This window comes from Pseudarthrobacter sp. B4EP4b, from assembly GCF_006680095.1.
GTDB lineage: Bacteria > Actinomycetota > Actinomycetes > Actinomycetales > Micrococcaceae > Arthrobacter.
This window is the reverse complement of the sequence record NZ_VHIJ01000090.1, coordinates 1-23,347: the sequence shown is the minus strand read 5'-3', so window position 1 is coordinate 23,347 and position 23,347 is coordinate 1. Positions and strand designations below refer to the sequence as shown.

At 66.0% G+C, this 23,347-nt stretch carries 21 protein-coding genes; 15 read left to right on the top strand and 6 right to left on the bottom strand.

Annotated features, from left to right (window positions below; all coding sequences use genetic code 11):
• Positions 1 to 56: 56 nt before the first annotated feature.
• Positions 57 to 815, bottom strand: coding sequence for a LamB/YcsF family protein (locus tag FNL14_RS22965; RefSeq protein ID WP_142065111.1), 759 nt, complete (start codon positions 813 to 815; stop codon positions 57 to 59).
• Between the two features lie 107 nt (positions 816 to 922).
• Here FNL14_RS22965 and FNL14_RS22960 point away from each other — a divergent pair, with 107 nt between their 5' ends.
• Together FNL14_RS22960 and FNL14_RS22955 are read left to right on the top strand one after the other, a co-directional pair.
• The gene (locus FNL14_RS22960) at positions 923 to 1,612 is read left to right on the top strand and encodes a GntR family transcriptional regulator (RefSeq protein ID WP_142065108.1); all 690 of its coding nucleotides are present in this window, start codon (positions 923 to 925) and stop codon (positions 1,610 to 1,612) included.
• A gap of 27 nt (positions 1,613 to 1,639) precedes the next feature.
• Positions 1,640 to 2,803, top strand: coding sequence for an MFS transporter (locus FNL14_RS22955; RefSeq protein WP_142065106.1), 1,164 nt, complete (start codon positions 1,640 to 1,642; stop codon positions 2,801 to 2,803).
• On the opposite strand, the gene FNL14_RS22950 is transcribed toward FNL14_RS22955, so the two are convergent.
• Both FNL14_RS22950 and FNL14_RS22945 read right to left on the bottom strand, forming a co-directional pair.
• Positions 2,800 to 3,606, bottom strand: coding sequence for an IclR family transcriptional regulator (locus tag FNL14_RS22950; protein ID WP_142065103.1), 807 nt, complete (start codon positions 3,604 to 3,606; stop codon positions 2,800 to 2,802). The two genes, FNL14_RS22955 and FNL14_RS22950, sit on opposite strands and share 4 nt — an antisense overlap.
• Positions 3,607 to 3,701: 95 nt before the next feature.
• Complete coding sequence (locus FNL14_RS22945) at positions 3,702 to 4,976, bottom strand: LuxR C-terminal-related transcriptional regulator (protein ID WP_370455910.1); 1,275 nt, start codon at positions 4,974 to 4,976, stop codon at positions 3,702 to 3,704.
• 128 nt (positions 4,977 to 5,104) lie between these two features.
• On the opposite strand from FNL14_RS22945, the gene hxlB reads away from it, so the two are divergent.
• Positions 5,105 to 5,713, top strand: coding sequence for a 6-phospho-3-hexuloisomerase (gene hxlB / locus FNL14_RS22940; protein ID WP_142065100.1), 609 nt, complete (start codon positions 5,105 to 5,107; stop codon positions 5,711 to 5,713).
• Between the two features lie 58 nt (positions 5,714 to 5,771).
• Positions 5,772 to 6,395, top strand: a complete 624-nt coding sequence (gene hxlA, locus FNL14_RS22935; RefSeq protein ID WP_142065097.1) for a 3-hexulose-6-phosphate synthase — start codon at positions 5,772 to 5,774, stop codon at positions 6,393 to 6,395.
• 71 nt (positions 6,396 to 6,466) lie between these two features.
• Here the strand turns inward: hxlA and FNL14_RS22930 are convergent, their stop codons facing one another.
• Positions 6,467 to 8,023, bottom strand: coding sequence for a glycoside hydrolase family 32 protein (locus FNL14_RS22930; protein WP_142065119.1), 1,557 nt, complete (start codon positions 8,021 to 8,023; stop codon positions 6,467 to 6,469).
• A 267-nt stretch (positions 8,024 to 8,290) separates the two neighbouring features.
• On the opposite strand from FNL14_RS22930, the gene FNL14_RS22925 reads away from it, so the two are divergent.
• From FNL14_RS22925 to FNL14_RS22905, 5 genes are all read left to right on the top strand, one after another.
• On the top strand, positions 8,291 to 9,727 hold the full coding sequence (locus FNL14_RS22925; protein ID WP_142065094.1) for a GH32 C-terminal domain-containing protein: 1,437 nt from the start codon (positions 8,291 to 8,293) through the stop codon (positions 9,725 to 9,727).
• A gap of 51 nt (positions 9,728 to 9,778) precedes the next feature.
• A complete protein-coding gene (locus FNL14_RS22920) occupies positions 9,779 to 11,113 on the top strand; it encodes an ABC transporter substrate-binding protein (protein WP_142065092.1) in 1,335 nt (444 codons plus the stop codon).
• Positions 11,114 to 11,194: 81 nt separating this feature from the next.
• A complete protein-coding gene (locus tag FNL14_RS22915) occupies positions 11,195 to 12,076 on the top strand; it encodes a carbohydrate ABC transporter permease (protein ID WP_142065116.1) in 882 nt (293 codons plus the stop codon).
• Entirely contained in the window at positions 12,073 to 12,975 is a 903-nt protein-coding gene (locus FNL14_RS22910) for a carbohydrate ABC transporter permease (RefSeq protein WP_142065089.1), read from the top strand. The genes FNL14_RS22915 and FNL14_RS22910 overlap by 4 nt, the downstream gene beginning before the upstream one ends.
• Positions 12,976 to 13,013: 38 nt before the next feature.
• Entirely contained in the window at positions 13,014 to 14,102 is a 1,089-nt protein-coding gene (locus FNL14_RS22905) for a LacI family DNA-binding transcriptional regulator (RefSeq protein ID WP_181762753.1), read from the top strand.
• Between the two features lie 108 nt (positions 14,103 to 14,210).
• Here the strand turns inward: FNL14_RS22905 and FNL14_RS22900 are convergent, their stop codons facing one another.
• The gene (locus FNL14_RS22900; RefSeq protein ID WP_142065086.1) at positions 14,211 to 15,425 is read right to left on the bottom strand and encodes an MFS transporter; all 1,215 of its coding nucleotides are present in this window, start codon (positions 15,423 to 15,425) and stop codon (positions 14,211 to 14,213) included.
• Between the two features lie 133 nt (positions 15,426 to 15,558).
• Complete coding sequence (locus FNL14_RS22895; protein WP_142065083.1) at positions 15,559 to 16,230, bottom strand: GntR family transcriptional regulator; 672 nt, start codon at positions 16,228 to 16,230, stop codon at positions 15,559 to 15,561.
• Between the two features lie 154 nt (positions 16,231 to 16,384).
• Here FNL14_RS22895 and glyA point away from each other — a divergent pair, with 154 nt between their 5' ends.
• From glyA to FNL14_RS22865, 6 genes are all read left to right on the top strand, one after another.
• Entirely contained in the window at positions 16,385 to 17,725 is a 1,341-nt protein-coding gene (glyA, locus tag FNL14_RS22890; RefSeq protein ID WP_142065080.1) for a serine hydroxymethyltransferase, read from the top strand.
• Positions 17,722 to 18,942, top strand: a complete 1,221-nt coding sequence (locus tag FNL14_RS22885) for a sarcosine oxidase subunit beta family protein (RefSeq protein ID WP_142065077.1) — start codon at positions 17,722 to 17,724, stop codon at positions 18,940 to 18,942. Before glyA ends, FNL14_RS22885 begins: the two co-directional genes overlap by 4 nt.
• Positions 18,943 to 18,973: 31 nt before the next feature.
• A complete protein-coding gene (locus FNL14_RS22880; protein WP_091419219.1) occupies positions 18,974 to 19,387 on the top strand; it encodes a sarcosine oxidase subunit delta in 414 nt (137 codons plus the stop codon).
• The gene (locus FNL14_RS22875) at positions 19,384 to 22,326 is read left to right on the top strand and encodes a sarcosine oxidase subunit alpha family protein (RefSeq protein ID WP_142065074.1); all 2,943 of its coding nucleotides are present in this window, start codon (positions 19,384 to 19,386) and stop codon (positions 22,324 to 22,326) included. Before FNL14_RS22880 ends, FNL14_RS22875 begins: the two co-directional genes overlap by 4 nt.
• On the top strand, positions 22,319 to 22,957 hold the full coding sequence (locus FNL14_RS22870; RefSeq protein ID WP_142065071.1) for a sarcosine oxidase subunit gamma: 639 nt from the start codon (positions 22,319 to 22,321) through the stop codon (positions 22,955 to 22,957). The genes FNL14_RS22875 and FNL14_RS22870 overlap by 8 nt, the downstream gene beginning before the upstream one ends.
• On the top strand, positions 22,958 to 23,347 hold a 390-nt coding region (locus tag FNL14_RS22865; protein ID WP_304653960.1), incomplete at its 3' end, for a serine dehydratase beta chain.

Here is a 23,347-nt window from a genome sequence, read left to right as displayed (position 1 = left end):
GTCATGTTTCCTCCGGGGGGGATGAGGGGTGGTTCGGGATGGGGATGGTGCGGGGTTTAGAGAAACGAGCCGATGCTGACACCGGCATCCTCAAGTGCGGACTTCACGGCGGCGGCCATGGCCACGGCCCCCGGTGAGTCACCATGCACGCAGATGCTTTCTGCGCGGATCTTCAGGGTGGATCCGTCGATGGCCCGGACGGAGCCTTCCGTGGCCATCCGTAATACATGCTCCGCCACTTGGGCGGGGTCGTGAAGGACCGCTGCGGGCTGTGAGCGGGACACTAGTGTTCCATCAGGGTTGTACGCCCGGTCGGCGAAAGCCTCGGTCACCGCGCGCAGGCCCGCTTCCTCCGCAAGCCGCAGGACCTCGGAACCGGGGAGGCCCAGAATGGGCAGGCCCAGGTCAACCGATTTCACTGCGTCGACGACGGCCTGGGCCTGGGCAGTGTGATTGACGATGGCATTGTAAAGGCCGCCGTGCGGCTTCACGTACTGGACCCGGGCTCCCTCCGCGGCTGCGAGGGCCTGCAGGGCACCGATCTGGTAGACGACGTCGTCGGCCAGTTCGGTGGGGCTGACGTCCAGGAAGCGGCGGCCGAAACCTGCCAGGTCCCGGTAGCCCACATGAGCGCCGATGACGACGCCGGCTGCCGCCGCGTTCCGGCAGGTCCTGCGGATGACGGTGGGATCTCCAGCGTGGAACCCACAGGCGACGTTCGCGCTGGACACCGAACCGAACATGGCCGCGTCATCACCCAGGGTCCAGCGCCCGAAGGATTCGCCGACGTCGCTGTTGAGGTCGATGGCTGTCATTTGTGATTCCCGTCTCATTGATGGCTCCCCACTAGGATGCACTAAAAATCCAAATTGTTCAACGATCCTTCGATTCAACGATGTGGCGATCGTGTAAATTCTCGGGTATGACCTCTTCGAGCCCCACCGTCCGGCCGGCTCCTGGCCGCCTCCGGGTCGCAGTACCTTCCGTGGCCGAGCGGGTGGCAGAGGAATTGCGGCGCCAACTTGCGGAGGGAACGCTGCTGCCGGGAACCCGGCTCACCGAATCCACCATCGCCGAGGACCTGGGGGTTTCCCGCAACACCGTCCGGGAGGCCTTCGCCGAACTTGCCAGCGAACGGCTGGTGGTCCGCCTCCCCAACCGCGGCGTCTTCGTGGCCAACCTCGACGCAGGGGACATCCACGACGTCTATACCGTGCGCCGAGCCATCGAAGTCAGCGCGGTCCGCGGCGGAGGCAGCGCGGAGGACATCGCTGCGGTCCGGGCAGCGGTGGAGGAAGGCAAGCGGGCCGCGGCGGCTGGCGACAATGAAGCCCTGGGCACCGCAAACCAGCATTTCCACGGCGCCATCGTTGCGATGGCCGGCAGTCCGCGGCTGAACAGCATCATGAGTCAGGTGCTGGCGGAAATGCGGCTCTACTTTCATAAAGCCACCATGGATGCCGATTTTTACCGTCATTACCTGCCGGACAACGAGGCGATCTGCGCAGCCCTCGAGTCCGGGGAGCCGGACCGGGCGGCCAACCTGTTGCTGGGGTACCTGGACCGCTCTGAGGACAACCTGAGCGATGTACACAGTGCCGGTGCAGGGTAAGCGCACGGCAGCGGCCGGGGAAACAGAATGAGCGCGCTTGGATACCTTGCGGCCTCAGTGCCGCCGCGGCTGGCGATGGCAGGTTCTACCGTTGCCATCCCCATCCTCGCGGTCCAGGAACTGGACGACGTCTCAATCGGCGGCGCCCTGGTGGCCGTCTCGCTTGGACCCAGCGTTATTGCGGCGCCGATGGTGGGTGCGGCGCTGGACCGCTCCCGCCGGCCAGGAGTCCTGGTAGCGGTGGCGGGTTTCCTGACCGCGGCTGCCCTGGCCACGGCGTCCTTCCTCGGCGAGGTCCCGCTGCCCCTGGTGTTCGCGTTCCTGGCCGTCGCCGGGGCGCTCTCACCCTTCTACATGGGCGGGCTTTCGAGCTTTGTGGCAGAGGAGATCCCTGACCAGCGTCGGGCCTTCGCCTACGACGCGCTCTCCTACAACATTTCTGCAGTTGCCGGGCCCGCGCTGGTGGCTGTCATGGCCTCGTTCCTGCCCGGCGGTGCCGCGTTGTGGGTCCTTTCAGCCGCCGCGTTCGCCGGAGCCGTCGGCGCGGCCGTTGCCGGCCTAAAGGCCCGCGGCCGCACCGGCGGCTCGGTGTGGCAAACGGTCAAATCCGGCCTGCACCGCATCCTCAGCCACAGGCCACTGGCCGTGGTCACCGGAGCGTCCACCCTGACCCAACTTGGCCAGGGCGGACTTGCGGTGGCAGCCGTGGCACTCTCGATCGAACGCATCGGTACGCCCGGCCAAGGTGCACTGCTGGTGACTGCGTTCGCCGTCGGGAGCCTTCTCGGCGCCTTGTACGAGACCATCCGGCCCACACGCGCCCGCCCGCACACAGTGATGATGCTGGGATTCCTGGCCACCGGCCTGCTGACCATCGGGGCGGCCTTCGACTTCGGCACCGCTTGGACCGTGGCTGCCATAGGCCTGTCGGGAGTGTTCACCGCCTCCACTTCCGCAGCCATGCTCTTCCTCCGCAACCACCTGAGCCCGCCGCACCTGCGGTCGCAGATCTTCACGGTGGGCGCGGGCTTCCGGGCCACGGCATCGGCCGCCGGTGCGGGACTTGCCGCCTCTGCTACCGGGCTGGGTGGCGGACTGGCCGTGGCAGGGATAGGCGTCATCTGGGTGGTTTCGGCGGCGCTGATGGCCGGGTATCCGCCGGCTGCATCGGCAGGTTCGGCCGGCAGTTAGCGCCGGGTATAGCCCATCCTGGCGCTGACCTGCAGCCCGGCCTGCTGGAGGCCCTCGATGAGTCCCGGCGCGGTCTCCGGATCGAAGCGGAAGGCCGGTCCGGAGATGCTGATGGCCCCGATCACGGCGCCCAGGTGGTTATAGACCGGAACGGCGACTGCCGTGAGGCCGATCTCGAACTCTTCCCGCACCACGCCGTACCCGTCGCGCGCGACGTCGAGCAGCTGGGTTTCGAGTTCCTTCCGGTCAGTGATGGTCCGGGGAGTCCGCGGCGGCAGCCCGGTCTCCGTCAGGATGCGGTCCCGTTCCTCGGCGGGCAGGGCCGCCAACAGGACCTTTCCGCTGGAGGTGGCGTGGAGTGGCGTCAGGTTGCCCACCCAGTCGTAGGTGGCCAGGGTGGACGGGCCCATCGCCTGGTCCACATTGACGGCGTAGTTGGAGCGGAGGACTGCCAGGTTCACCGTTTCCTTGAATTCCTCGGCGAGGGCCTCGAGCACGGGCCTGGCCTCGCGGACCAGGCTGAGCCTGCCCGGGATGGAGCTGGCCAGCCGGAGGATGCCAAAGCCCAGCTGGTATTTGCCGCGCTCGCTGTTCTGGTGGACCATTTCCCTGCTCACCAGCGAACCAAGCAGCCGGGAGACGGTGGATTTGTGGATGCCCATTTCCTCGGCGATGTCGCTCACGCCCGCGTGGCCGTCCCGCGCCAGGATCTCCAGGACCGCGAGGGCGCGGTCCACGGACTGCACGCCGCCGTGGCCCGCCTCCGCGTCGGCGTCGGGCTCCCGGTCATTGTTCGAAGCCATGATCCATACTCCCGCCCGTGGCACCATAGGGTTGGTTCCACAGTTTCGATCCTAGACCGGGAGCTGTGACGGAGCTGACAAGCGCGTTAATCGCGTTAACGCAGGCCGTTGCTGTGCGCGAGCGCCATGGCTTCCGTACGGGAGGAGGCGCCGATCTTCCGGTACAGGTTGCGGAGATGGAACTTCACGGTGTTCTCGCTGATATGCAGTTTCGCGGCGATACCGCGGTTGCGCTGCCCTGCGGCAAGCAGCTGCAGCACCTCGACTTCCCGCTCCCCCAGGTTCCAGTCGGCCACCTCCGCCAGCGGGCGGGCTGGCGGGTCCAGCGGGAGGGTGACGGCGACGTCGGCACCCCAGCCGGGCATCACGTCCACGCCCATACTGCCGTTGAGGGCCTCGACGCGCTGGACGAGGCGCGCCATGGCCGGCGCCGATGCGGACAGTTCGCCGGGGCCGTCATCGCGCACGTTGATGAGCAGGTTCACGCCGTCGCAATCCCACTGAGTCCGGACCCGGCGGACGCCTTCCTGGTCCACCATTGCCAGCACCAGGCCGCGCACAAGGGCCCTTGCTGCGTGCGCAACCTCGCCGGGAAGCGCCCGGCCGTTGACCGGGGGTTCGATGAACTGCACGTCGATCCCGCTGAAGCTCATCAGCGGGCGGAGGTCCTCGCGGAGGCGCTGGAAAGCTGAGGCTACAGGCTCTTCGACGAGGTCAGTGGTCCGGTCGCTGAGTGTGCGCAGGCCCACCAGGGCTTTGGCTGCGACGTCAGTTGCGGCGGTGCGTGCGGCAGCGTCGGCCAGCGCCGGCGACCTGAGCGCAGCAAGCAGGGTCTCGAGGGTGGTGGAGTGCTGGTCCACCAGTTCGGCCGTCACGCGCAGGCGCTCTGCAGATGCGGCGCGGGATTCCATGAGGTACGACGGCGGCGCATCAGCCACCTTTTCGCGGATCCGTTCGGCCGCCAGGCGCCACAGGTAGTTGAGCAGCCAGTGCGGGTCCGGCCCAGTGTCGGAGCCTGGAATTGGCTGCGGGTCGGAGAGGACCAACAGTGCGTTGCTGGGCGACGTCATGGCGAGAATCTGCCGGATTCCGCCGCCGAAGGCGGCTTCGCCGCGCCACGTCCCGGCGTCCGCGTCGGCGGGGAGCGTGGCCCGGATGGCGTCGAGTTCGGCGATCGAGACCCGGCTGATGATGGCCTCGGCACCGGACTTCTTCTGCGGGCGGCCGGTGCAGTCTTCGGTGAAAATCACCAGGGCAGTCGATTCCCAGTAAGGGCTGGCGGCCTCCCGCAGCCGGTGGGCGATCTCCATCAGCGGAGCAGTGGCCAGATCGGCGACGGCCTCAAGCAAGGCGGTATTGGGGTGTTCCACCTGCCCAGTGTACGGGCGCAGCGCGAAACAGCTACCCCTTTGGGTAGCAAGGACCGTCCGATCATGGCGTTGGACCCACCCGCAGGACGGGCGAGCATTGAAGGGTCACAACGTCCAAGGAGGTACGCATGAGCGCTATCGCAGCAGCAACAGACCCGGCCCATACAGCCCCCGGCACGTCCCGTGCCTTTGACCAGAACCGCGCCTTGGTCCTGGACGAGATCAGCGCCGTCTTCCGGCGGATCGATCCCGAAGAGGTGGCCGCCCTGGTGACGGAGCTGAGGCTGGCCGACAGGATCTTCGTGACCGGCGCCGGCCGCAGCGGCCTGGTCCTGAAAATGGCGGCGATGCGGCTGATGCACCTCGGACTGACCGTGCACGTGGTGGGCGAAACAACATCCCCCGCCATCCGGGCCGGCGACTTGCTGCTCGCAGCCTCCGGTTCCGGCACCACCGCCGGCGTGGTGAAGGCGGCGGAAACCGCCGTCGCCCAGGGCGCCCGCGTGGCCGCCTACACCACCAGCAAAAGTTCCCCGCTGGCCAATGCCGCGGCCGCCGTCGTCCTGATTCCTGCGGCACAGAAGACGGACCACGGCTCGGCGGTAACCCGGCAGTACTCCGGGAGCCTCTTCGAGCAGGTGCTGTTCGCCACGACCGAAGCCGTGTTCCAAAGCCTGTGGGACGAGGACGCCGCCGCCCCGGAGGACCTCTGGCAGCGCCACGCGAACCTCGAATGAGTTGCACCCTCCCTCATCAAGCCTCTCTCAACAACGCGTCAACCGAAAGAGATACAACATGAAACTGCAAGTCGCCATGGACGTCCTCACCATCGAAGCCGCCCTCGACCTTGCCGGCAAAGTCGCCGAATACGTGGACATCATTGAACTGGGCACACCGCTGGTGAAGAACGCCGGGCTGTCCGCCGTCACCGCTGTCAAGACCGCCCACCCGGACAAGATTGTGTTCGCCGACATGAAGACCATGGATGCCGGCGAGCTCGAGGCGGAGATCGCCTTCGCCGCCGGCGCGGATCTGGTTTCCGTCCTGGGCAGCGCGGACGATTCCACCATCGCCGGGGCCGTGAAGGCTGCCAAGGCCCACAACAAGGGGATTGTGGTGGACCTGATTGGCGTAGCGGACAAGGTCACCCGGGCCAAGGAAGCCCGCGCGCTGGGGGCCAGGTTCATCGAGTTCCACGCCGGCCTGGATGAGCAGGCGAAGCCAGGCTACAACCTGGACATGCTGTTGAGCGCCGGCGAAGAGGCCCGCGTCCCGTTCTCCGTAGCCGGCGGCGTCAACCTTTCCACCATTGAAGCGGTGCAGCGTGCAGGTGCTGATGTGGCCGTCGTCGGCGGGTCCATCTACAGCGCCGACGACCCCGCCGTCGCTGCCAAGGAACTGAAGGCCGCGATCATCTAACTTCGGAGCCCGTCGAGAATTACGACGGCGGCCCGCACCTTCTGGCGCGGGCCGCCGTTTCGGCGTTCCGGCTATTCGAACGAACGGATGGTAATGCCGGAGAAGGTGGCAGGGCCGCCGTCGGTATACAGGGAGATCCCGGTGTCACCCGCCGCGAAGTGCACCTGTTGCGAGAGCACGGTGTGGCCGGCATTGACGAACACTTCGACGCTCTGCGTATCAACGAAGATCCGCAAATGTACTGAGCGTGCGGCGGGATCAATCGGTGCCGCGGCCCTCGTGTATGGGACCAGCGAGAAGCCTGGCTGGTCCGACGGCCCCCGGTCCACGTACAGGTCGCTGCCGTATTTGCCGATGTTCGTGTGCCGGGCACCGTCACTGGAGCGGCCCACCGAGACGCCGACGTTCGCGGCTACGTCCCACGAGATGTCCAGCTCCAGCTCGTAAGCCCGGCCGCCCCATGGCAACACTGCGCTTCCGTTGACCGAGCGGTCCGGGAGGTGGGTGGTGGCCGTGGTGTACTGCGCCAGTGCCCCGACCGGGCTGCTGAGCAGCGAGTACCACCCGCCTGCCTGGCGCTCCAGGCGCAGTTCGCGAACGATGGAGTTCTGGCCGTTGTACCCGTCGGTGGCGTCGGTGGGAACATCACGGGCGGCGTACTTCCAGTTGTTCATCCAGCCGATCGCGTACCGCCGCGTATCGGGCGCCTCCGCCACGGGCCAGGTGACGGCGCCGTACCAGTCCCAGCCCCAGTCGAGCCATTGCGGGTTGCTGACGTCGTCGGCGAGGAACTGCTCCCCGTCCCACGTTCCGGTCCAGTAGGCGTAAGTCATGGGCAGCCCGATGCTGTAGGCGTCCATGCTGGCGCCGAGCACCCAGTGCCGGGAACCGTCACTCGCTGTCATTTCGAACAGGTCCGGGCACTCGATCCCGCCCAGGGCGTGGTTCGGAAAGTCGAAGTTGCGTTTGAGCTGCCAGTTACGCAGGTCCGTTGACGTATAGAAGGCCGCGTACCTGGCGCGGCCAATGACGCACACCCATTCACTGCGCGCCTCATCCCAGTGGATCTTCGGGTCGCGGAACCACTCCGCATTCTCGATCTCCGCCTGCGTGGTGGCGGTCCGGCCGTCGCTGTTAAAGATCACCGGATCGGGCAGTGCGGTGAAGGTGTAGCCGCCGTCAGTTGACCAGTAGAGGTATTGCTCCTGGTACTTACGGATGCCGCCCGTGGGCTGCGTGGCCAGCACAACAATGGCGCCGGCCCCGAACCCCGCAGTATTGGCACTGTCCACAACGACTGAGCCCGACCACACGGGGAAGTCCGGCTGAAGCGGCAGTGCAACTCCATGGTGGGTGAAGGACACGCCATCGGCGGTGGTGGCGTGGTCCCATCCGCCCTGGCCGTTGTTCTGCGTGGAATGCAGGTAGTAGAGATGGTAGGCGCCGTCCAGGTAGACCGGGCGCTGCGGGTCGCAAAGCCAGCCGGACGGCGGCGTCATGTGATAAGCAGCCCGCAGGGACCCCTGGGCGAGGGCAGGACCGGCAGACGCGGCGCTGCTGATGAATAGCGCGAGGGCTCCTGCTCCTGTGCCCTGCAGGACATGGCGGCGGGAAATGGCATGGGTCATCATTGACTTCCTCTCGTGGGGGCGGCTCTGCCCGTGCGCCCGGTGGTGCGCCTTCGTTGGCGTCGGGTCGCCGTTCTGATTAAGCGCTTTAGCAGGAGAAGCTACCGCCGGAGCGACTTCCTGGTCAAGCGTTTAGGCAAAAAGTCCAGCCGCTGTTCGCAACTTCCACTGCTCGCGGATCTAACTTTGCTAAAACGCTTGATCACGCAGACGATTAGCGCTACCTTCGAGGTGATCAAACGCTTTAGCAGAAGGACATCAACGCCGATGAATCACCCGATTTTCTTCCAGCCCGCCGATGCCTGGGTGGGGGACCTCATCCCTTTCCAGCACGACGGTGAGTTCTGGCTCTTCTACCTCCACGAGGTCCGTTCCGAACCAAAACCGGGAACCGCCTGGAACCTCGTCACCACCAAGGACCTGATCCAGTTCCAGGACCACGGAGTGTCCCTCCCGCATGGAACGGACGCGGACCTGGACTTCAACGCCTATACGGGCAGCATCGTGGTGGACGAATCAGGCGTCCACCACCTGTTCTACACCGGGCAGAATCCGAACAACCTGGGGCCGGACGGGCTGCCCTTGCAGCTGGTCATGCACGCCACCAGCACTGACGGCATGCGCACCTGGGTTAAGCACCCTGAGCTCACGTTCGGCGCCCCCGCCGGCTACGAGTCCGGCGACTGGCGGGATCCTTTCGTTTTCCGGGATGAGGCAGCCGGCCAGTGGCGGATGTTGATCGCCGCCCGGCACTCGGAGGGGCCCGAGCGGCGCCGCGGCGTCATCGCCCAGTGCACCTCCCGGGACCTGGTCACCTGGGAGTACACCGAGCCGTTCTGGGACCCCCGCCGCTACATCACCCACGAATGCCCGGACGTGTTCTCCTGGGGCGGCTGGTGGTACATGGTCTACTCCGAGTTCTCGGAAAACTTCACCACCAGGTACCGCATGTCCAGGAGCCCCGACGGCCCCTGGACGGTACCGGCCCAGGACTCCATCGACGGGCGGGCCTTCTACGCCTCAAAATCCGCGGAACGGGACGGCCGGCGGTTCTTCTTCGGCTGGATCGCCAGCAAAGAAGGAAGTTCCGACGACGGCGCCTGGCAGTGGGCGGGCACCATGGCAGTTTTGGAGGCCCGGCAGAACTCCGACGGGACCCTGGGCTTCGGCTTCGCCGACGAACTGGTGGACAGCTTCTGGGACAAGGTGCCGCTGACCTTCAACCGTGAACTACCCACGCGGCTCCATGTACCGGACGGCTACTCAGCCACCATCTCCAACGAGGACCTCCCCGGCCAGTTCTACGCGAAGGCAGTGCTGGACATCGAACCTGGCACCACCGAATGCGGACTGCTGCTTCGCGCCAGCCCGGACGGCGACCACTCCTACGTCCTCCGCCTCGAGCCCAAGCGCGGCCGGCTGGTCTTCGACCGGTGGCCCCGGGCTATCAGCGGCGACGCGCAGTGGCATGTTTCCGGCGATGTCGCGTTCGAGCTGGAACTCGAGCGCCCCTGCGACCTCAGCCCCGGCCGGCACACCCTGGAAGTCGTCGTCGAGGGCGATCTGTGCGTCGCCGTCGTAGACCGGCAGGTGGCACTCAGCACCAGGATCTACAACCTTCCGTCGGGGCGGATTGGCCTGTTCGCCGGCGAAGGCTCAGCCACCGTCACAGATTTTGAAGTACGCAAACGCACCAGCAACTAAATCCCTGTCCCTCCCCAAACCCCTCCGTTCCAATCAAGGAAGATTGCCGCAATGAAAAATATGCTCCGCGCAGCCGCCGCCGCAGCTGTCACCGTCCTCGCCCTGACCGCCTGTGGCGGCGGCAGTTCCACCGATCCCTCGAATGTCAGTCCGGCAGGCGAGGTCAAACCCCGCGAAATCTCGTGGCTGCTGTCCCGCCCGGCCGACGGCGCCGTCATCAACATCATGACCAAGCTTGCCGATGACTATGCCAAGGACCACCCGGGCTTCAAGCTGAACCTCATCACCACCCCCGACCGGCCGTCCTACATCCAGAAGCTCGAGACCCTGGCCGCCGCCAACAAGCTGCCCGAGTTGTTCGATACCGACGCCACACCTTTCGCGCAGCAGCTGGCCAAGCAGGGCAAGATGGTGGACGCCGACAAGCTGCTGAAGACGCTGGACCTCTACGACGACTACCGCCCCGGTGCGCTGGACTACCAGCGGTTCGATGACGGGTCCCTCTTTATGATTCCGTTCCAGTTCGAACTGGAATTCATCTGGTACAACAAGGCCCTTCTGGAGAAGGCCGGGGTGGCCGTCCCGAAGTCGCTGGATGACATCCCCGCCATGTGCACCTCCCTCCGCGAAGCCGGGATTACCCCCATCGCCATCGACGGCCAGGACCAGTGGCCGCTGGAGCGCTACGTCGCCTACCAGCCGTTCCGGGAAGCCGGGCCGGACTTTGTCCAGAAGCTGAAGAAGGGCGAAGCGAAGTTCGCCGATGCCGCCGGGCAGAAGACCGTGAACTGGATGGCGGAGCTGGGCAAGGCAAAGTGCTTCCAGGAAGGCTTCTCCGCCCAGGGCTACTCCGACGCGCAGAACCAGTTCACCTCCGGCCAGGCCGCGATGTACAACATCGGAACATGGGAACTGCCCAGCCTGGCCACCGACAAACTGAACCCGGCCGTCCGCGACGATATCGACTTCTTCACCCTGCCCACCACGGCGGGATCGGCGACGTCGGCAAACGAGTTCGTCTCGCCGTCGGGCATTGGAATGGCCGTCAATTCCAAGACCTACGATCCGCTGGTGAGTGACTTCCTGAAGTTCGCGCTGCAGAAGTACCCCGCGGAATATGCGGCCACCGGCGCGCTCTCCCCCACCACCAACGTCGAAACCACCGTCCCGGCCAACGCCACCCCGCTCTACCGGAAGGCCCTTGACCAGGCCAAGGACCTGGGCTCGAAGCAGGCCATGCCGTGGGACACCCAGCTTGATCCCACCACGAACGGCCGGCTGCAGCAGGAGCTCGTCCTGCTGGTCCAGGGCAACATCACGCCGGATCAGTTCACGGCCACCATGGACAACACCATTGCGCAAAACGCCCCGAAGTTCTTCAAGTAGGCACTGCTTCTTCCAGTAACCACTGCGGCGGGGGACCTTCCCGGTCCCCCGCCCGAAAGGCCCGCCATGCAACCCAACAGGATGCTTCCCAACAGGTCACGGACCTCGGTCCTGGTCTTCCTGCTCCCGCCCCTGCTGCTCTACGGCGCAGCGGTACTTTTCCCGATCCTGCAGTCGCTGTTCCTCAGCTTTTTCTCCTGGAACGGCATCAGCGACATGGAATTCGTGGGGCTGGACAACTATGTCCGGATGTTCGTTGCCGACGACATCTTCTGGCGCGCGTTCCTGAACGCCCTCCTCTACCTGGCCATCTGCCTGGTCCTGCAGCTGGGCGGCGCCCTGCTGGTGGCCAGCCTGCTCACCTCCCTCAGCCGGGGACGCGAGCTCATCAAGACCCTCTACCTGCTGCCCGCGATCATCTCCACCGTGGCCATCGCGTTCCTGTTCGTCCGGATCTACTCCATCGACCCCGTGGGCCTGCTCAACCAGCTGCTGCACTGGATCGGGCTGGCCAGCCTGGAGCGGCCCTGGCTCTCGGACGTCACCACCGTGCTCGCAGCAGTATCGACCCCGGAAGGCTGGCGATTCACCGGGCTGTACATGCTCATCATTTACGCGGCCCTGATTGCCGTGCCCAAGGAGCTGGAGGAAGCCGCAGTCCTGGACGGCGCTTCCCGCTGGACCCTGTTCACCAAAATCCGCTTCCCGTATATCCGGCCGGTCTGGATCACCACCACCATCATGGCCACGACCTATGGCCTGCGCGGCTTCGACATTCCCTACCTGATGACCAACGGCGGGCCGGGACAATCTTCCGAACTGCTGACCACCTACATGTACAAGACCGCATTCACCAGCACGGACTTCGGCTATGCCAGCACCATCTCCGTCTTCATCGTCGTTGAGTGCCTCGTCGCCGTCGGCCTCATCCTGTTCCTGCTCAAAAGGAAGGCAGAGTCATGACCATCCAGGCACCCCCAGCCAGCCCACCCGCAGTGGTTCCGCCGCGCCCGGCAGTCTCCCGCCGCCGTCGTAAGCCCAACCTCTTCCGGACGCTCTCCCGCGTGCTGATCATGCTCATTGTGATTGTCCAGGTCTACCCGCTCGCGTGGCTGTTCCTGACCAGCCTGCGGACGGAACACGACTTTGCCACGGGCGATCCCTTTGCCCTCCCCAGCTCCCTCACGTGGGACAACTACGCCAGGGCCTTCGAAACCGGGGACCTGGGCCGGAACATCCTCAACAGCTTCATCGTCACCATGGGTGCCAACATCCTGATTGTCCTGTTCGGCATGATGGCCGCGTACGCCATCCAGGTGCTGGGGTTCCGGCTCAGCAGACTGGTGCGCGGGCTGTTCCTGATCGGCATCATCGTCCCGGTTCAGATCGCCTTGGTCCCGCTGTTCATCGACTACTCGGCGGTGAACCTGCTGGACACGTACCAGTCGATGATCATCCCGCTGGCCGGCTTCTCGCTGCCGATGTCCGTGTATCTGTTCTCGTCGTTCTTTGAGTACATTCCCCGCGAGACCTACGAGGCAGCTTCCCTGGACGGCGCCGGCCCTTACCGGATCTTCGGGCTGATCACCCTGCCGCTGTCCCTGAACACGGTGGTGACGGTGGTGCTGGTCAACAGCATCTTCATCTGGAACGACTTCATCTTCGCCAACACGTTCGTGCTGTCCGAGGACCTGAAGACCATCCCGCTGGGCCTGCAGAACTACATCGGCGCCATGGGCAAGGTGGACTGGACCGCAACGTTTGCGGCTGTGTGCGTCACCATCACCCCGCTGCTGCTCGTGTTCCTGGTGCTCAACAAGGCCATGATCCAGGGGCTGGAGAGCGGGGCGACGAAGGGATGAGAGCGCCAACAGATGGATATACTCCTGACGGAGGGCAGATGAGTTCAATGGAGAAAAGTTCAGGGGAGGCGGCGCCTGCTGCCCGCTCCCGGCGGACCCCGGAACGCGCCCACCCTGTCACCCTGCGGGAGGTCGCCGAAGCCGCCGGCGTTTCCACCGCCACCGTCTCACTGGTGGTCAACAAGAAAAAAAGTGCCCGGATCGCCGAAGAGACCCGGCAGCGCGTCAAGGATGCCATCCGGACCCTCGGCTACCGGCCGAATGCCATGGCCAAGACCTTGGTCAGCGGAACCTCCCGCTTCATCGGGCTGGTGGCCGACGGCGTTGCCACCACCCCCTTTGCCGGCCAGATCATCCATGGCGCCCAGGACGAGGCGTGGAAGCACGGCTACGCCCTCCTGATCGCCAATACCGAGGGCAACGGCGAGCTGGAGCAGGACGCCATCCAGATGATGCTCGAGTACAAAGTGCGGGGCATCCTCTACTCCACCTGGTTCCACCGGGAGACCGACATCCCTGCACCGCTGCGGGAAGCGGACTTCGTCCTGGTGAACTGCTTTTCCCATGAGCCCGGTGCCCGCGCCGTGGTCCCGGATGAAGTCCAGGGCGGGCGCTCGGCCACGGAGATCCTGCTGCGGCACGGCCACCGCCGGATTGCCTTCATCAACGCCACCATTCCCGCCCCGGCCAAGGACGGCCGGCTCCAGGGGTACCGCGAGGCACTTGAGGAGGCGGGGGTTCCGTTCGATCCCGAGCTGGTGATGGAAGCGTATCCGGACCAGGAAGGCGGATACGGGGCCACCGGGGCGCTCCTCCAGCGCGACGTGACGGCGGTGTACTGCTACAACGACCGGATGGCCATGGGCCTTTACGACGGCCTGCGGGAACGCGGGTTGTCCATCCCAGACGACATCGCCGTGGTGGGTTTCGACAACCAGGAAGTCATCGCCGCGCATCTTAGGCCCCCGCTGTCCACGGTTTCGCTGCCCCACTACGAACTGGGCGCGGCGGGGGTGCGGATGCTGCTGGAGCTCGAGGGGGCACCAGAGATGGCGGCCGACGGGGTGGCGAAGATGCACTGCCCCACCGTGGAACGGACGTCCGTCAAGGCCCAGGCGCGGGCCTGACCTGGTTTCGATACAGCAACGCGGGGTCACTTACGGCCCATCCGAGCCGGGAAATTGGGCCGGAAGTGACCCCGCGTTGGAGAAAAAGTACGACGACGGGTGGCGGCGTCATGTCGAGGAGTCGATCACCCGGTTCCGCCCCGCGAGCAGGCCTGTCATGGCCAGGACCGTCATGATCCCCGCGGTGACCAGGAGCGGAAGCGTCCAATCTCCGCTCAGATCGCGAAGCCCGCCGAACATCACCGGCCCCACGGCAGCGAGGCCATAACCAACGGACTGGGCCATGCCGGACAACGATGCCGCCTGCGGATGGTTCACGGTCCGGAGGCTGAACAGCGACAGGGCAATGACAATGAGGCTTCCGCATCCGATTGCCCCCAGAACAACCCACAACAGAATAAGGTCCGGCGCGATCGCCAGGCCCAGGAACGTCACAACCATCGCCGCTCCGCTGGCGAAGGAAACAAGCCGCTGGTCCGAACCGCGGTGAAGAATTCCGCCTGCCCCGAGGCTTGCGAAAACGCTGACGAGCAGGAAAAGGGACAGATGGATTCCGGCGGTAGCGGCCGGGACCCCGCGGCTTTGTTCGATGGTTGGCAGCCAGGCCATCAGGACGTAGAAGGCGATCGACTGAAGTCCCATGAAGATGGTCACCTGCCAGCCCAAGGCTGATGCCCAAGGCGACCGGTAGGAGACCGCCGGCTTGGCGGCGTCCACACTGCCGGAGCTGTGCCGGCGGAGCCATGGCAGGAGCACCGCCATGGCGATGAGGGCAAGTCCCGCCCAGATACCGAGGGCAAGCCGCCACCCCGCGGGGGACGTTTGCGCCACGGGCACGACGACGGCGGCCCCCATGGCGGCGACGGCGGCCTGGGTGGCGGTGTAGCTCCCCGTCAACTGACTGACCCTCATGGGAAAGTCGCGCTTGACGAGGGAGGGCAGCAGGACATTGAGGAACGCGATGGCCATACCGATCAATGCCGTGCCCGCCCAGACCAGGCCGGGCACAGGCAGGGAGCGGAGCACGATGCCCGAGGCCAGGATCAGCAGGGACATCCACAGCGCAGGGTCGAGGCCCAGGCGGGAAGCGAAGGCGGGGGCCACGGGTGAGAAGACAGCGAAAGCAACGAGGGGAAGCCCCGTCAGGAACCCTGCTGCAGCACTTGTCAGGTCAAGATCGCGGCTGATGTTGGCGAGCACCGGACCCACGCTGACAAAGGACACCCGAAGGTTGACTGCGATGAGCAAAACGCCGATGAAGGCGAAGCCGAACCTGACGGTGTGGTCCTGGGCGTTCCGGGTGGCAGCGGGCCTGGCGCGCATTCCATCCTTTCAAGGGCGGGAGAGCGTCCCGGTATATGCGGCGTTATGTGAGAGAGCGTCCCGATTTATGCGACGTTAAGTGAGAGAGGGCCCCGGTTTATGCCGCGTTAAGTGAGAGAGCGTCCCGGGGCGGCTAGAGGATCTTCCGGATGGTTTCCTCGAAGCTGGTGACGTGGTGCAAAGCGAGCTCCCCTGCCCTGTCCGCGTCGCCGGCGGCCACCGCCTTGAGCAGATCCACGTGCTCGGTGATGTGGCCGGTCACCGAGGGGACCTTGTCCAGCACCACGCACCAGATCCGCGTGGCCAGGTTGTCGTAGCGGATCAGGGTGTCTTCCAGGTGCGGGTTGGCCGCGGCTTTGTAGATCAGCCGGTGCACCATCAGGTCGTAGCGCATCAGGTCGCGTGATTCGCCGGCGCCGGGACCGATACTTGCAATGGCATCAGCCACCTGCAGCAGTTCCCGGCGCATGCTTTCGCTGGCCCTGTCCGCCGCGCGGCGCGCCGCGAGGGGCTCCAGCAGCTCCCGTATCTCGGACACGTCAGCCAGCTCCGTAAAGTCCACGTTGGTGGCAAAAGTCCCGCGCCGGGGATACGAGATCACCAGATGGTCCACCTCAAGCCGTTTGATCGCCTCGCGGACGGGAGTACGGCCAAAGCCGAGCTCGGCGGCCAGCTGGCCGTCATTGATGGGCTCGCCGGGACGGATTTCCAACATGATCAGCTTGTCGCGCAGCTGCCGGTAGGCGGCCTCCGCCTGCGACGGCGCTTCCTCCTCCGCCGGTGTCAGGGCAAGAAGTGCATTCAAGGGGCTGCTCCGTTCTTCGATACCCGCCGAATCCGAACTCGTAGCTTTCAGCCGCTTTCGGTCCAGCTATTGACTCTGCTGTGATCCCAATCATACCATTGACCTCACACTGATATATCAGTCATTGAATAAGTGGTATTTCAAAGGAGCATCCGTGGTTGAGCAGTTGAACGAGCGACTTTCCGCAGTCGATCCCGAAGTCCAGCAGGCCATTGCGCAGGAGCTGGTGCGCCAGCAGTCCACGCTGGAAATGATCGCCTCCGAGAATTTCGCCCCGTCCGCCGTGATGGAGGCTCAGGGTTCGGTCCTTACCAACAAGTACGCCGAGGGCTACCCGGGCAAGCGTTACTACGGCGGCTGCGAGCACGTGGATGTGGTTGAGCAGCTGGCCATCGATCGGGTCAAGGCCCTGTTCGGCGCCGAATTCGCCAACGTCCAGCCGCACTCCGGCGCCCAGGCCAATGCTGCCGCCATGTTCGCCCTGCTGAACCCGGGCGACACCATCATGGGCCTGAGCCTGGCCCATGGCGGCCACCTGACGCACGGCATGAAGATCAACTTCTCCGGCAAGCTCTACAACGTGGTCCCGTACCACGTGAGCGAATCCGACCTCCGCATCGATATGGCCGAGGTTGAGGCGCTGGCCCTGGAGCACCGTCCCAAGCTGATCGTTGCCGGCTGGTCCGCCTACTCCCGCCAGCTGGACTTCGCCGAGTTCCGCCGCATCGCCGACCTCGTTGGCGCCTACCTCATGGTGGACATGGCGCACTTCGCCGGCCTGGTTGCGGCCGGCCTGCACCCGAACCCGGTGCCGTACGCAGACGTTGTCACCACCACCACGCACAAAACCCTGGGCGGCCCCCGCGGTGGCGTCATCCTCGCCAAGGAGCAGTACGGCAAGAAAATCAACAGCGCCGTGTTCCCTGGCCAGCAGGGCGGTCCGCTGGAGCACGTGATCGCCGCCAAGGCCGTGGCCTTCAAGCTCGCGGCCTCCCCCGAATTCAAGGAGCGCCAGGAGCGCGTCCTGCAGGGATCCAAGCTTCTCGCCGAACGGCTCCTCCGCGACGACGTTGCCGCAGCAGGAATCTCCGTAGTCAACGGCGGCACCGACGTCCACCTGGTCCTCGTGGACCTCCGCAACTCCGAGCTGGACGGACAGCAGGCCGAAGACGCCCTGCACCGCATCGGCATCACCGTGAACCGCAACGCCGTGCCCTTCGACCCCCGCCCGCCGATGGTCTCCTCCGGTCTCCGGATCGGCACCCCTGCGCTGGCAACCCGCGGCTTCGGCGCCACCGAGTTCGCCGAAGTTGCGGACATCATCGCGACGGCGCTCATCGCCGCGGCGGGCAACGGCACCATTGGTGACGCAACCGTCGTCGAACTCCGTGCACGCGTCACGGCCCTTGCCGAACAGTTCCCCCTCTACCCGCACCTCAACGAAGGCTCCGACGTTGCCGCCTTCGAAGCAGATTTGATTGGAGCCACCAAGTGAGCGCAGACCACCTTCCCGAGCACCCGGACTTCCTCTGGCGCAACCCTGAGCCCAAGTCCTCCTACGACGCCGTGATTGTGGGCGGCGGCGGGCACGGCCTGGCCACCGCCTACTTCCTGGCGAAGAACCACGGGATGACCAACATCGCCGTGCTGGAAAAAGGCTGGCTGGCCGGTGGCAACATGGCCCGGAATACCACCATCATCCGCTCCAACTACCTCTGGGATGAGAGCGCAGCCATCTACGAGCACGCCCTCAAGCTCTGGGAAATCCTCCCCGAGGAACTCGAATACGACTTCCTCTTCAGCCAGCGCGGCGTGATGAACCTCGCCCACACCCTGGGCGACGTCCGCGAAAGCATGCGGCGAGTCGGCGCCAACAAGCTCAACGGCGTGGACGCGGAGTGGCTTGACCCCCAGCAGGTCAAGGAACTCTGCCCCATCCTGAACATCAGCGACAACATCCGCTACCCCGTCATGGGTGCCACCTACCAGCCCCGTGCCGGCATCGCCAAGCACGACCACGTGGCCTGGGCCTTCGCCCGCAAGTGCGACGAACTGGGCGTGGATATCATCCAGAACTGCGAAGTCACCGGCTTCGTCAAGGACGGCAACCGCGTGGTGGGCGTCAAGACCAACCGCGGCACCATCAACACCGAAAAGGTGGGCCTCGCCGCTGCCGGCCACAGCTCGGTGCTGGCCGAAATGGCAGGCTTCCGGCTTCCGATCCAGTCGCACCCGCTGCAGGCGCTGGTGTCCGAACTGCACGAACCGGTCCACCCCACGGTGGTGATGTCCAACCACGTGCACGTCTACGTCTCCCAGGCGCACAAGGGCGAACTGGTGATGGGCGCCGGCGTCGACTCCTACAACGGCTACGGCCAGCGCGGATCCTTCCACGTGATCGAGCACCAGATGGCTGCCGCCGTCGAGCTGTTCCCCATCTTCGCCCGGGCCCACGTGCTCCGGACCTGGGGCGGCATCGTGGACACCACCCTGGACGCCTCTCCGATCGTGGGCAACACCCCGGTGGAGAACATGTTCGTGAACTGCGGCTGGGGCACCGGCGGCTTCAAGGCCACCCCCGCTGCGGGCATGACCTTCGCCCACAACATCGCCACCGGCGAACCGCACCGGCTGAACAAGCCGTTCGCGCTGGAGCGCTTCGAGACCGGCGCGCTGATCGACGAACACGGCGCTGCCGCCGTCGCCCACTAGCCGCCAGACGCACTTTAGAAAGAAGACGCACATGCTGCTCATCTCCTGCCCCAACTGCGGCTCGCGCGACGAGACCGAGTTCCACTACGGCGGCCAGGCCCACGTGGCCTACCCGGAAAGCCCCAACGAGCTGACAGACCGCGAATGGGCCGAATACCTGTTCTACCGGGACAACACCAAGGGCGCCTTCGCCGAGCGTTGGCTGCACAGCACCGGCTGCCGCCAGTGGTTCAACATGCTCCGCGACACCGTCACCTACGAGATCCAGGCGATCTACCCGATGGGCTCGCCCCGGCCGGACGCCGCCGGAAAAGTGACCGCCGAAACCGGCACTGCCAGCACCGCCGCTGACAGCACCACCACCGGAAGCGCGGCACCCAGCATCGCTGCCACCAGCACTTCCCCCACTTCCAGCACCACCGCCCCGGAAGGAGCAACCAAGTGACTTCCCAGAACGCCCGCCTCGCCGCCGGCGGACGCATCGACCGCACCATCTCCTGGCGCTTCACGGTGGACGGCGAGGAATTCACCGGCCACCCGGGAGACACCCTCGCCTCCGCCCTGCTGGCCAACGGCCACGTCGCCGCCGGCAACTCGCTCTATGAGGACCGCCCGCGCGGCATCATGTCCGCCGGCGTGGAGGAAGCCAACGCGCTGGTCCGCGTCGAACCCCGCTTCCCCGGCCACGTGGCCGAGTCCATGCTCCCCGCCACCACCGTCACCCTGGTGGACGGCCTCAAGGCGGAATACCTCAACGGCCTCGGCAAGCTGGACCCGGCCGATGACCGCGCCGAATACGACAAGAAGTACGTCCACACCGACGTCCTGGTGATCGGCGGCGGCCCCGCCGGTCTGGCAGCAGCCCGCGAGGCCGTCCGCAGCGGCGCCCGCGTAATGCTGCTGGACGACCAGCCCGAACTTGGTGGTTCCCTCCTCTCCGGCTCCACCACACCGGAACTGGCAGAAACCATCGAAGGCAAGCCGGCCCTGGAATGGGTGGCTGACGTCGAGGCCGAGCTCGTCTCCGGCTCCGAGTCCACCGTGCTGAACCGCACCACTGCCTTTGGCGCCTACGACGCCAACTACGTGATCGCTGTCCAGAACCGGACCGACCACCTGTCCTCCCCCGCCGCTTCCGGCGTATCGCGCCAGCGTATTTGGCACATCCGTGCCAACCAGGTGGTCCTGGCCCCCGGCGCCCACGAACGCCCGCTGGTGTTCGAGAACAACGACCGCCCGGGCATCATGCTGGCCTCCGCTGTTCGCAGCTACCTGAACCGCTACGCAGTGGCAGCCGGCCAGCGCGTGGTCATCAGCACCACCAATGACAGCGCCTACGCCCTGGCCGCTGACCTGCGCGCCGCCGGCGTCAAGATCGCCGCCGTGGTGGACGCCCGTCCGCAACTCACCGACGTGGCCGCAGCCGCCGTCGAAGCCGGCACCCGCGTGCTGATCGGCAGCGCGGTGGCCAATACTGCCGGTGATAGCGACGGCCGGCTGGACGGCGTCACCGTCCGCAGCATCAACGATGACGGCGAACTCACCTCGGGCATCGAAACGATCGCCTGTGACCTGCTGGCTGTGTCCGGCGGCTGGAGCCCGCTGGTCCACCTGCACTCACAGCGGCAGGGCAAGCTGCGCTGGGACGAAGACCTGGCCGCGTTTGTGCCGAGCACCGCAGTCCCCAACCAGCAGACCATCGGCTCGGGCCGCGGCTCCTTCGAGACCGCTGACTGCCTGGCCGAGGGAATCTCCGCCGGCGCTTCCGCCGCCATCGCTGCCGGCTTCAGTGCCGACGTCGAACCTTCCCCGCTGGGTGAGCCTAAGGCGTCAGCCCCCACCCGCCAGCTGTGGCTGGTGCCGGGCGAGCAGGGCACTCCGGACGACTGGCACCACCACTTCGTGGACTTCCAGCGCGACCAGTCCGTGGCTGACGTGCTGCGTTCCACCGGCGCCGGCATGCGGTCAGTGGAGCACATCAAGCGGTACACCTCAATCTCCACCGCCAACGACCAGGGCAAGACCTCCGGCGTCAACGCGATCGGCGTCATCGCAGCCGCACTGCGCACTGCCGGCGAGGCCTCCCGCGGCATCGGCGACATCGGCACCACCACCTACCGGGCACCCTTCACCCCGGTGGCGTTCGCGGCACTGGCCGGACGCCAGCGCGGCGAGCTGTTCGACCCCGCCCGCGTCACCTCCATCCATCCGTGGCACGTCGCCAAGGGCGCGCTGTTCGAGGACGTGGGACAGTGGAAGCGGCCCTGGTACTACCCGCAGGCCGGCGAGGACATGGACGCCGCCGTGCTCCGCGAATGCGCCGCCGTCCGCGACTCCGTGGGCTTTATGGACGCGACCACCCTGGGCAAGATCGAAATCCGGGGCAAGGACGCCGGCGAGTTCCTGAACCGGATCTACACCAACGCCTTCAAGAAGCTGGCCCCGGGCTCCGCCCGCTACGGCGTGATGTGCACCCCCGACGGCATGATCTTCGACGACGGCGTAACCCTGCGCCTCGACGAGGAAACCTACTTCATGACCACCACCACCGGCGGCGCCGCCAAGGTGCTGGACTGGCTGGAGGAATGGCTGCAGACCGAATGGCCGGAACTGGATGTGCACTGCACCTCGGTGACGGAACAGTGGAGCACCATCGCCGTCGTCGGGCCCAAGTCCCGTGAGGTGCTGGCCAAGGTGGCACCGGAACTGGCCGCCAACGGCGGGCTGGACGCCGAAGCCTTCCCCTTCATGACCTTCCGCGAAACCACCCTCGCCTCCGGCGTCCGCGCCCGGGTCTGCCGCATCTCCTTCTCCGGTGAACTCGCCTACGAGATCAACGTGCCGTCCTGGTACGGCCTCAACACGTGGGAAGCCGTGGCAGCAGCCGGCGCCGAATTCAACATCACCCCCTACGGTACGGAAACCATGCACGTGCTCCGCGCCGAAAAGGGCTACCCGATCGTTGGCCAGGACACCGACGGCACCGTCACGCCGCAGGACGCGGGAATGGAATGGATCGTTTCCAAGGCCAAGGACTTCATCGGCAAGCGCTCTTACGCCCGGGTTGATGGACAGCGTGAGGACCGCAAGCATCTGGTGAGCGTCCTGCCGGTGGACGGGACGCTGCGCTTGCCGGAAGGCACCCAGCTAGTGGAGAAGGGCCGTTCCACAAACCCCGCCTACGGGCCGGTCCCGATGGAAGGCTTCGTCACCTCCAGCTACCACAGCGCAGCACTGGGCAGGTCGTTCGGCCTGGCCCTGATCAAGAACGGCCGCAACCGGATCGGCGAAACCCTCGTGGCAGCCGCCGGTGACCAGCTCGTGGACGTTGTTGTCGCAGAAACCGTACTTTTTGACCCTGAAGGAGCCCGCAAAGATGGCTGAAACAGCAGCACCCGCAAACTCCGCCCAGAAGAACCTCTCCCTGCGCGTCAGCCCAGCCGCCCCGCTCGGCGAAGCTTTTGAAGCCGGCTCCGTCAAGGGGGTGGTGGAACTGCGCGAAGTCTCCTTCCTCACCATGGTGGGCCTCAGGGTTGACCGGAACAGCGACGCCGGACAGCGCATAGCTGCCGTCACCGGCGGACTGCCCGCAGCGAGCGGCGGCGTCAGCGGCACGGGCGATACCTCCGTCCTCTGGCTCGGACCCGAAGAATTCCTGGTGGTGGCACCGACGGAAGCCCACGAGTCCCTCGGCGGCGACCTGATCCAGGCACTGCGCGAAGCCCTGGCGGACGGCGCAGGGCAGGTGGTGGATCTCTCCGCCAACCGCACCACCTTCGAGCTCACCGGACCGCGGGCCCGGGCAGTCCTGGAAAAGGGCTGCTCCCTGGATCTGCACCCCCGCGTCCTGTCGGCCGGCACGGCGCTGGCCACCGAAATCGGCAACATCCCCGTGGTGCTGTGGAAGACCGGCGAGGACTCCTTCCGGATCTTCCCCCGCGCCTCGTTCGCCGATTTCCTGGGCCGCTGGCTCCTGGACGCAATGCGGGAGTACGCCTCCCCCGAGGTCCCCTAAATGGCGCTCAGCGTCCTGGACCTGTTCTCCGTTGGCATCGGGCCCTCGTCGTCACACACGGTGGGCCCGATGCGGGCAGCGAAGCTGTTCGCCGACGGACTCAAAGGCGAAGGACACCTGAGCTCCACCACACGGGTCCAGGCCGAACTGTTCGGTTCCCTCGGTGCCACCGGGCGGGGCCACGGTTCGGACAAGGCCGTGGTCCTGGGTTTCAAGGGCCTCGATCCCGAAACCGTGGACACCACCATGGCCGATGACCAGGTGGCGGCCGCCGCGCTGGACGCCGAACTGTGGATCGGCGGCGACCACCGGGTGGACTTCAACTGGGACGAGGACGTGGTGCTGCACCGCCGCAAATCCCTCCCGGCCCACCAGAACGGCATGACCTTC